This window comes from Nostoc sp. (assembly GCF_036919815.1).
Classification (GTDB): Bacteria; Cyanobacteriota; Cyanobacteriia; order Cyanobacteriales; family Nostocaceae; genus Nostoc.
In genome coordinates this window covers 1-10943 of the sequence record NZ_JBALCE010000071.1, presented here as the reverse complement: position 1 = coordinate 10943, position 10943 = coordinate 1, and the positions used below count along the sequence as shown (strand labels likewise).

At 41.5% G+C, this 10943-nt stretch carries 6 protein-coding genes and 2 pseudogenes; 6 read left to right on the top strand and 2 right to left on the bottom strand.

The features are described 5' to 3' along the window. Nucleotides 1-319 precede the first annotated feature (319 nt). The 5 genes from V7K15_RS16875 to V7K15_RS16855 all read left to right on the top strand — a co-directional run bounded on the left by V7K15_RS16875 (nucleotide 320) and on the right by V7K15_RS16855 (nucleotide 6871). The gene (locus V7K15_RS16875) at nucleotides 320-2128 is read left to right on the top strand and encodes a multicopper oxidase family protein (RefSeq protein ID WP_334906879.1); all 1809 of its coding nucleotides are present in this window, start codon (nucleotides 320-322) and stop codon (nucleotides 2126-2128) included. Between the two features lie 623 nt (nucleotides 2129-2751). After that, complete coding sequence (locus V7K15_RS16870) at nucleotides 2752-4107, top strand: aromatic ring-hydroxylating dioxygenase subunit alpha (RefSeq protein ID WP_334906878.1); 1356 nt, start codon at nucleotides 2752-2754, stop codon at nucleotides 4105-4107. Nucleotides 4108-4401: 294 nt separating this feature from the next. Further along, on the top strand, nucleotides 4402-4740 hold the full coding sequence (locus tag V7K15_RS16865) for a hypothetical protein (RefSeq protein WP_334790905.1): 339 nt from the start codon (nucleotides 4402-4404) through the stop codon (nucleotides 4738-4740). Between the two features lie 182 nt (nucleotides 4741-4922). Then, a complete protein-coding gene (locus V7K15_RS16860; RefSeq protein WP_334906876.1) occupies nucleotides 4923-6107 on the top strand; it encodes an AbrB family transcriptional regulator in 1185 nt (394 codons plus the stop codon). Nucleotides 6108-6304: 197 nt separating this feature from the next. Continuing rightward, entirely contained in the window at nucleotides 6305-6871 is a 567-nt protein-coding gene (locus tag V7K15_RS16855) for a hypothetical protein (RefSeq protein ID WP_334906874.1), read from the top strand. Nucleotides 6872-7177: 306 nt separating this feature from the next. Here V7K15_RS16855 and glsA read toward each other — a convergent pair. Next, nucleotides 7178-7990, bottom strand: a pseudogene (gene glsA, locus V7K15_RS16850) (glutaminase A); the annotation flags it as partial. Between the two features lie 560 nt (nucleotides 7991-8550). Here glsA and V7K15_RS16845 point away from each other — a divergent pair. After that, on the top strand, nucleotides 8551-10128 hold the full coding sequence (locus V7K15_RS16845; RefSeq protein ID WP_334906872.1) for a group II intron reverse transcriptase/maturase: 1578 nt from the start codon (nucleotides 8551-8553) through the stop codon (nucleotides 10126-10128). Nucleotides 10129-10216: 88 nt separating this feature from the next. Here V7K15_RS16845 and V7K15_RS16840 read toward each other — a convergent pair. Beyond that, nucleotides 10217-10366, bottom strand: a pseudogene (locus tag V7K15_RS16840) (glutaminase A); the annotation flags it as partial. Nucleotides 10367-10943 lie beyond the last annotated feature (577 nt).

Sequence of the window (10943 nt, the reverse complement as noted above, 5' to 3'; positions counted from 1 at the left end):
CTCCCCTTATAAAGGGGAGGGAACCGGATTTTTTTATTGTTTCCCCCCTTTATAAGGGGGGATTAAGGGGGGTAATAATTCGATTAAAAGCACAAAATACCACTTTTCAAACATTCTCTTAGCGTCTTTAGACTTTAAGAGTGTCAAAAGCTCTTCATTAGCTTACTCAGAACTTATGCAAACAATAGCTGAAACCCTAATTTTCAGGTAGGGGCAATACCCTGCGGTCAGCTAAAGCTACATGAATTGCCCCTAGCGTGTGTACTTTTGCGTAAGTCCTATTACTATCAATAAGAATTTTTGAAGGACTAGATTAATTATGACTAGCAAGTGGTTGCTAAGTAAGTGGAGACGAATCTTTAAATGGTATCTCCCCTTTGTCTTTATTGTCACACTGCTGGCTGGAATAATCTTTTCCAGATTGAATGTAACGATCGCTGCTGATTCCTTCCTAGATCCGGCCACCCAACCGAAGTTCATCAATTCGTTGCCGTCTCCAGCAAGGATAAATGCGACAACGGGTGGTAACTTCAATATAGCGATCGGACAAACTAAGCAATGGCTGGGATTATATAGCAGTCCCGGTGCAGATGGCATATATGGTACAAAGGATGATGCACGCTTAAACACAACAGTTTGGGGCTATGCTTGGCAAGGGCGAACGAATTTTACCTACCCAGGACCGACATTCGTGGCCCAAAAAAACGTACCGATTCAAGTGGTGTGGGACAACAAACTACCAAAATCTGGACATCTTTTGCCAGTAGACAAGAGCATTCTTTCAGCAACGATTGTAAACACTCTCCAAAAAGGGCTTGTACCTACAGCGGTGCATCTGCATGGCGGTCATACTGAGTGGGCTAGCGACGGATATCCTGACGCTTGGTTTACACAAGATTTTTCACAAACCGGACCCCGTTGGTTTAAGAAGAACTATACTTATGCAAATGACAGCCGGGCAGCGACACTCTGGTATCACGACCACGTTATGGGTAACAGTCGTTTAAGTCTATACGCTGGTCTTGCAGGCTTCTATTTGCTCAGAGATAACAACGAGATTAGTCTGATCAATCGCAACATTTTGCCCAGTGGTAACCAAGAGAAAGAAATCATCATCCAGGATAGAAATTTTACTGCCAACGGTCAGCTTTACTACCCAGCTCGTTCAAATTCTCCAACTGCTCCATATCCAAGTGTAATGCCGAATTTCTTCGGTAATTTCATCCTAGTAAATGGCATGGCCTGGCCAAAGCTGACGGTCGAACCAAGAAAGTACCGTTTACGGTTAGCAAACGGTTCAAACTCGCGCTTCTATAACCTGAACTTCAACGACTCAAAGGAAAAGTTTTATCAAATCGGCACCGAGCAAGGCTTATTAGAAAAACCAGTCGCGCTTGGAAATTTAATTCTTGCTCCAGGTGAACGCGCTGATGTGATTGTTGACTTCACTGGCGATTCAGGAAAAGAGTTTATCGTCAATAACTCGAACCGTGATCAAGGTGATCCCAATATTATCGGTCAGATAATGAAGATTGCGGTCAAGCAACCACTTTCAAATATTCCAAATGCGACTGTCGATACTAATGAAAGTGATGGACTGACAACACAGTTGCTACCTGAGAAGATTATAACTCCTGCTCAAACCGGAATCACTCGGCAACTGGTTATTTTTGAAAAGAACGATGAATACGGTCGGACGCTGCTAGAGCAAGGTACATTGGCAGACGGCTCATTGCGCTATGACGATCCAATTACTGAAAAACCAAAACTCGGCACAACTGAAGTTTGGGAATTATACAACACGTCACAAGACCCACACCCAATTCACTTGCATTTGGTTTCCTTCCTGATTCTAAATCGACAGAGATTTACTGGTAGTGTAGTCCCAATGATTACAATCCCTGGTAAGACTAAGCTATTTCTCAAAAATCCTGTCCTAATCGGCAATCCTCAAGCTCCACCACTCTCGCAGAAAGGTTGGAAAGACATCGTAGTGATTTATCCAGGTGAAGTTGTTCGGATTATTGCCACCTTCGACAAAGCGGGGTATTATCTTTGGCACTGTCACATTATGGAACATGAAGACTTCGATATGATGCGACGCTTTCAAGTTGTGACAACTCCCTAGAACACCAATTCAGTAATCCTTAAAGAACCTCTCAAGAATATTCCTCCCCTAGAAAGCTACGGGGAGTTTAGCTGTAGATTGGACTCCTGACTTCTTTAATGATGTATTTCATTCATCGGAAAATTCCTGTATTGCTATCTAATAGAAATAGGACTTACGCAAACAATAGCCGAAACCCTTATTTTTAGATAGAGGCAATTCATGTAGCTTTAGCTTTCCTACGGAACGCTACGCGAACCCGCAGGGTATTGCCCCTACATTTCGTACTTGATGCGTAAGTCCTATTTAAGAAAAAAATCACGACTTTAAGAAAAAAATCACGACTTTAAGAAAAAAATCGTGACTTTAAGAAAAAAATCACGACTTTAAGGAAAAAATCACGACTTTAAGGAAAAAATCACGACTTTAAGGAAAAAATCACGACTTTAAGGAAAAAATCACGACTTTAAGGGATAAATAGGGAGTTTAACGGAAAAAAATTGTGAGTTTAGGGAAAAATCATCAGTTTAGTAACGATAGCTTCTAGTTTTAGGGTGACAACTATTTCTGAGTGAGTCTTATATCTCTGGCATTAAGCATTTGCTAATCCAAAGGTATAAAATCAGAGAAATCTGGAGAAAACGATGTCATTAGAAACAAAAACACTACAGGCGACAACATCAACTTCTACCTTTGAGACACCAGAGGAGAACCAAGAATTTAACTGGAGGCAATGCTGGTATCCCGTTACTTTCGTGCAAGACTTGCCTCCCAACCGCCCTTATAGCTTTTCCTTATACGATGAACCCTTGGTTTTGTTCAAAGACCAAAATGGACAGTTTATCTGTTTAACAGATCGTTGTTCTCACCGTGCAGCTAGACTTTCTGATGGACAAATTATTGACGGCAAAATAGAATGCTCATACCACGGTTGGCAGTTTGGCAATGATGGTCAATGTCTGCACATTCCCCAATTACCAGCAGATGCGAAAATTCCAGTCAATGCTTGCGTGCCATCGTTTAAGGTTGTAGAACGCCAAGGGATGATTTGGATGTGGGCAGGGGAAGCCGAAACGGCTATTGATGAGCTAATTCCATCTCTACCAGATGGGGAAATGCCGGAATGGTTCAACTTAGATTATGTCCGTGACCTACCTTACGACCAAAGCTATTTTATTGAAAACGTTATTGACCCAGCTCACGTTCCAATCAGCCATGATGGCATCATGGGAAGTCGAAAAGATGCCCAACCGTTGGAACTAGAAGTCATTGACAGCAACATTCAGGGAATTAAGGGAAGGTGGCGGGGAACACGCACACCCAATCTGCCTTGGATGTCATTAGATTTCATTGCTCCTAATTTGATTCTCTACAAATTTGGTAATGAACAGCAAGGTAAGTTTGGCGGCACAGCCTTGTATTCAATTCCACTAGGTAAGAATAAATGTCGGATTCTGATCAGAAATTATGGTAACTTGTTTAGCAAAAAAATCAAGCTGATGCCTCCCTGGTTAGATCACATCTTGATCCGAAACAAAATATTAGAAGGTGATTTGCAATTAGTCGTTGAACAAAAGGCACAAATTGAGCGTTTGGGAGAAAATCTTAAAGAAGTGTATTTGCCGCTCAAAACATCTGATACTTTTGTGGTTGAATATCGCAAGTGGCTAGATAAATTTGGGTCATCTTTGCCGTTTTATCAAGGTTATTCCACCTCAAAAAATGTCGGTAGTAACGAGTCTGATCAAAAGTTGATCACGTTAGATCGGTTCTCGCAACATACACTTATTTGTAGTTCCTGCAATCAAGCTTATCAGGTGACAAATAAGGTGAAACAAAGCTGTATAGGGGTAGCGATCGCTCTAGCGGCTGTAGCAATAATTGCAGATGATTCTAGAATCCGAATAGCAGCAATATCAGTTTCTCTAGTAGCAGTTGTAATGTCCGCTATGGCTCAGACACTCAAAACTCACTTTCAGCGTTCCTACACTCGTCACTAAAATAGGGATTGGGGATTGCGATCGGAATTCTTCACAACACTTAGGAATAAAAATTAAATAACATACAATTTATGTCCCTGGCTTACCTCACCCTCAATCCCTCTCCGATATATTGGAGAGGGAAGCTAGAGACAGGATAAAGTTTTCCATTTTATTTAATCTACGTTCCTTAATCCTTAATCCCTAATCTTAATCATGATGAAGTTAGCGGCTCTGCGCTAAAGTAAAAATATTGGGATAAAAATCTCTGGCAGTAAGTTCAATCCACCACTAATCTTTACCACTGCGGCGATCATGTCTCAAGAGTATAACGAATCACTCCAAATTCAGGAGATCACCAAACTCAAACCGAAACACTTTGCTGATTTAGTCAGATCAGCACAATTGGTTTTCGACCCCACAGCCGGAGTTTCGGGAAGAAATATCACAGTTGACTGGGAAGAATTTGGAATTCCCCATGATGTGGCAGAGAATCTCAAATCACTTGGTCAGCAGTACCAATATGCATCTCCTCACATCCCTGTTGAAGTTATTTGGAGTCAATTAACTCCAAAGACTCGTATTTGGTTTGTTGAAAATAAAGATCGGTTGTGGCAGATTGAGGAAGCTTTCCCAGCCCTTGACGAAGATTAAACGGCTGAACGCATTCAAAGGAATACAACTTATTTGTCGGGGCACAGTGATTATTGTGCCCCTATCCTCTCTCTATAGGCATTCTTGTTGAAATAGAATACGCGGTAAATTTAGACCTAGTTATCTTGGGCGATCGCGTTAGCTTAAATGCATAATTAAACTAATAAAAAAAGCTTGTATCGATGAATGAAAGTGTAAGTGTTGCTCCCAACCTGGAAGAACACACTCATGAAAATCCTGTTGTTACCAAACAACAGCTATTTGTAAAACAACTAATTGTCCTTGTCTTAGAAATGCTTCTGGCATTACCTCTGGGTTTACTGCTTGCAAAGTTCCAAATTGGCAGGATTGCCTGGATATTTGGCGGGATTGCTGCTGGTACAGTGGTTCTTCAAGGGTGTCGAATTTTTTATGAATATTCTCCACAACCTAACCGCACTGCTAGAAAAGTGGGAATGGCACTTGTCGGCTTAACTATCGGCGCTTCTAATGCCCACGCTAATCTAGCTAGTGTTGCTTCTGGTATTCCGATATTTATTTTTCTTACCTTGTTTATGCTGCTGAGTGGAGGTTGTATTGGTTACATTTACTCTCGCGTCAGCAAAACTAACTTATTTACAGCAATGCTGGCTACAGTTCCTGGTGGTGTAGGAATTATGGCAGCGATCGCCGCCGATTACAATAAAAATGTGAGTTTGGTTGCCCTAGTTCAGGCGATTCGCGTCACTTCAGTAGTTGTTCTAATTCCCCTCATCGCTAGGACATCAGTTGGTAATTCCTATCCGCAAACACTGCCAATCAACGGTGCTTGGCTCAATCTCGATCCATCTCAACTAGGATTACTCTTGTTAGTACTGCTAATCACTGGATTAGTAGTTTATCCAGCAATATTATTTAACATTCCTGCTGGCGATTTCTTTGGTGCATTGTTGATTGGTATTGGGTTTAATCCTTTGCTGCACTGGCTACCATTTGTAGGTGATATTAGCTTTAGTCCGCCGCCAATAATAAACTTATTGGGTCAAATGCTGCTGGGAATTACTATTGGTGAGTATTGGGGAGACAAACCCAACTTTAATCGGCGGACTGTCGGCTATGCTTTGATGTCTGTGGCGATGACCCTCGTAGCGGGAGCGATCGCTGCTATACTTGCAATGCAATTAACCTCTTGGGACTGGTTAACCTGTCTCTTAGTCACAGCACCAGGAGGATCGGCAGAAATGATCCTAGTTTCCCTGGCATTGAATCATAATGTTGAAATTGTCACAACTGGTCATTTAGTGCGACTAATTGCGATTAACAGTTCCCTACCACTTTGGATGTTTTTGTTCCGCCATCTGGATGAGCAATTTTCTAAACCAGTTTAATTCTTCTTAAAAATAAAGGTCAAAAGCTAAAATTAGTGCAAACCCCTAAAATATTAACTATCTAATCTCTTTAGTTGATTGGTGATTGATTCAGATTTCCACCTCAAGCCTAAAAATGTACTGCCTCCTATTGAAAGCACATTTTCTAACAACTTTAGTAAATCCGATACACTGAGTGAATTACTCAGCTTTTAATCATGAAAATACAACGCACGATTTACTGGAACAAGCTGACAGAGATTCAAGAACTCAAAGAGTTTTTTGAAGAAGATTTCCAAAGATTTAAAAAGCTCATAGAAGATCACATGGAAGAGTTTGAAAAATTTTCTGATAAAGCCCTAGATAAATTTAGCAAACTGCGGGTGTTAGAAGTAACTAATGGTTGCACTCAATGGGGATTTCGTCGCGGCGATAAAGAACGTTTGTCTGTAGAACAGACTCGTGAATGTATGAATGTAGTCATCGGTTTTATGAAACGGACAGAATTATATTTCCCCAGTGAGGGTCAAATTGAATTTGACGACGAAGAAAAAGTATTTATTAAAGCACTGCGATCGCTTTACCAAGATGGATTTAAAAACAATGTTAAGGAGTCAGAGCGTGAATACTACGCTGCATCAACAGCCCAGTTTATTGTCTGTGGACATGAACGTATGCAGCGAGCTATGACATTAGTCAAGCAAGATTATGAAACTCTCTTTTCGCTTTACTACATTGAACGAGGACAAAAATATATTTTTCACTATTTAAGAGGGTTTGAATAGACATTTCCGAAATATATAAGTAGGTGGTGGAAAAATTTATAACTATGTCATTGCGTTGGCGTCAGCCTTCCGGTAGGGTAAGGAGCGAAGTGAAGTAATCGCAAGGGTTTTGAGACTTTTATATCTCGTTACATAGTTAGGTTTATTTGAGCCAATCTACTTATATTAGTCGGTTGTAGTTTGCCTATTTCCGAATCCGTCTGCTTTTTTTCTAAAAAGAAACCCCTTCCATCTTTAAAGTGTGCGATCGCTAATAAATTTGAGATTGTTCAATCCAAAATCTAAAATCTAAAATTGTTCTGCCTCTTAACCTGAACAATCAAATAGATGTAAACCTAACCGTTGGGAAAGTTCTTCACACACCTTCACCCCCCGTACACTATTACCACGCACATCCAACAACGGTGAAAACACGCCAATGCCCATCTTATTGGGTACAACGGCCATAATCCCACCACAAATACCGCTTTTCGCCGGAATCCCAATTTTATAAGCCCACTCACCTGCAAAGTTATACATTCCGCACGTATACATCACACTCAGAATATCTTTGATATAACGCTTATCCACCGCCCGTTCTTTGGTAATCGGGTTAATACCTCTGTTAGCAAGGGTAGCCGCCATCACCGCTAAATCTTGGCAATTCACCATCACAGCACACTGTTGAAAATAAAGATCCAGCGCTTCTTCAATGTTCCGGTCAATCATGCCAAAGTTAAGCATCAGATGCGCCATTGCGCGGTTGCGATGCCCTGTACTGCGTTCTGAGGTAAAAACTGAAATGTCAACGAACACGTCACGGCCAATATATCGCTGGAACATATCCAGCATTCGGTTAAGGCGTTCTGTGGGGCCGGAACCTTTAATTAAGCTGGTGGTGGCGATCGCACCTGCATTTACCATTGGATTATAAGGTCGCTTCGATTGCTCATCCAAAATAATCGCGTTGAATGCATCCCCCGTCGGTTCCACGCCAACTCTAGTCAAAACATAATCCAGTCCATGATCTTCTAAGGCTAGTCCATAAGCAAACACCTTGGAAATTGACTGAATGGTAAAGAGTTGTTCCCAGTCCCCAACTTTATAAACCTGACCATCTACTGTCACAATGCAAATGCTGGTGCGATTCGTTGATTAGTGAATCACGGTATTCAGTCCGTACATAACTAATCCAGTCCGTCAGCAGATTACTGACATTAAAGGCTGAACTCTCGGATTGATGCAGGTGCAAGTCCTGTCATTCAGACTCAGAATTGACTCCTTATCTGCCCACACCGAACAAGCTCGGTTCTTGTAGAGTGAAGCTGGGAACAGGGTGCAATCAGACAGCCGTTGCGGGTTGACACTGGCGCTAACAGGGAGTTCCTATGGTGAAATCGAGCCTTAAAAAGCAACTGATGCATGAGCGGGGCGCAACACAAAACCCCCGACTTTATTGGAGATAACTCCCGCCGCTCCATCAGTGTAGAAGCGGTAAGAGTCCAGGGAATCCAATGGTTGAATTGGCTACACCTAACGGAACAATCAATCTTTCCGAGGGAACGAATAAAAACGATTTGTGAGTCTTGGGGCAGTCGAACCCCAGGTAGGCTAGACGAGAAGCGGAACCCTCACAAGTCGGGTAGGACAGACCGTAATTGGTCTGAGGTGTTCAGAATACACAAACTCCAGAAGAGAAAATGATTAGACACAGTTATAAAACTAGTGAATCTTGGAAAGCCCTACCGTGGAAGAAATTCCGCCGAAATCTTTTCCGCCTTCAAAAGCGCGTGTACAAAGCTGTTCAAGTTGGAGACAAACGGAAAGCTAGGTTACTCCAAAAGCTTATTCTAAAATCCACCTCGGCTCGATTTCTTGCAATAAGACAAGTATCTCAGCTAAATGCTGGAAAAAAGACGGCTGGTATTGATGGCAAAAAATCCCTCACTTCTTACGAACGCTTCTATCTAGAAGAATGGTTAAGAGTTAATAGCGGAAATTGGAAGCATCAAGGCTTACGAGAAATCCCTATCCCTAAGAAGGACGGGACTACCAGAATGCTTAAGATACCAACCATCGCGGATAGAGCTTGGCAATGCCTAGCAAAATATGCACTCGAACCAGCACACGAAGCCACTTTCCATGCTAGAAGCTACGGGTTCAGAACTGGGCGCTCTGCCCACGATGCACAAAATTACATCTTTAATAACCTCCGCTCTAATAGCAATGGAATAGAAAAACGAGTTATTGAACTCGATATCGAAAAGTGCTTCGATAGGATTAACCACTCAGCAATAATGGATGAACTCATTGCCCCAAAAAGCTTAAAATTCGGTATCTTCCGATGCCTCAAGGCAGGAGTCAATCCAGAATTTCCCGAACAAGGAACCCCCCAAGGGGGAGTGGTCAGCCCATTACTAGCAAATATTGCACTCAACGGGATTGAGGGTATACACAGATACCTTAAGGACAAACGGAGCTACAAAATAACAGACAAAACACCAGATAAATCCATTATCGAACCATCAGTGAGATACGCGGACGACATGGTTATTATACTCCGACCCGAAGATGATGCAACAGAGATACTTGAAAGAATCAGCGAGTTCCTCCGCAAACGCGGAATGAATGTAAGCCAAAAGAAAACCAAAGTTACCGCCGCGACAGATGGGTTTGATTTCCTCGGCTGGCACTTTAAAGTCCAGAAAAACGGAAAGTTCAAAAGCACTCCATCAGTGGACAACTTTAAAGCGTTCCGTAAGAAAGTAAAATACATCGTCAACAACTCGAATTATGGTGCTACTACAAAAGCGGAGAAATTAGCTCCGGTAGTTAGAGGTTGGAGAAACTACCATAAGTTCTGCAAGATGGACGGCTCAAAGTTCTCACTTTGGTTCATAAGTCACAGAGCATATACGGTATTCAACAAGGAAACCAAGCAAACACGCCACACAAGCGAGGAGCTAGTTAAAAAGGCATTCCCAGCAGTTCCTTACTCCGAAAATAAACACGTCATGGTTCAAGGAATAAAATCCCCCTATGACGGAGATACAGCCTACTGGAGCGAACGTAACAGCAAGCTCTACGATGGTGAAACCTCTAAAGCTCTTAAGAAGCAAAACCATAGATGTGCTTCCTGCGGTCTGAAATTTATCGATGAAGAACGGGTTCACCTGCATCACATTGATGGAAATCACGCCAACTGGAAGAAAAATAATCTAGAAGCAATTCATGAGAGTTGTCACGATTACAAACACATGAGCAAAAGCGCAAGCTAAGAACATCGGGAGCCGTGTACACGGAAACGGGTACGCACGGATCTAACTGAGAGGTGCGGGGAATAATATCCCCCATCGACTCAACCAACAAGTCCGGGTTTACCTTTGCCAGTTCGGGAATATATTTCGCTACTGCACCCTCCTGCACTGACTTGTACTGGGAATGCAAATCGTTGAGAAAAGCTTTTAATGGCGATGGATTTATTTCTAAATCTCCTTCATGTGCTTGGTTTGTCATCAGGCTGATAGCATTTCCCAAAATACCTACTATATATAGTAGGGGTCTACAGCCGCACATCCCTATAGTTGCAAAAATTTTTGAAAAGGCAGCTTGCTGTAAAAAATCATCCTTGAGCAACTACTTAGGGCTAAAAACAGCTACCGTGCTTTTTAATACCCTTATACTTGTATCTCTAAGCGATCGCGAAGATTTACTAATTTTTTGAGGATTAATCACAAAAAATAATAAGTTGAGTATCGTCCTTTATTTTATACTCAGCAATACTGTGATCATAAGTTACATTTATCACTAATTTTAGTCTAGTCATCGAGAATAAAAGTCATGATTAATCTAAGTAGAAAAAACTTGGAAAAAAGATATAAAGCTTAAACAAATTTGCATAATTATCTCAGATGTAATTCATATCACGACTTATTCATAGGGAAATCTAAATATTTAATTAAATAAGTGATTTTAAGTATTTATGCCGATGTTATTTAAATAAAGTTATATTATGTCTTTAGAGGAAATGCCAAAATAGATGTGATCTAGAATACACGGGTAGTTAGGAACTTTTAGAAGTGATGTCAATAGG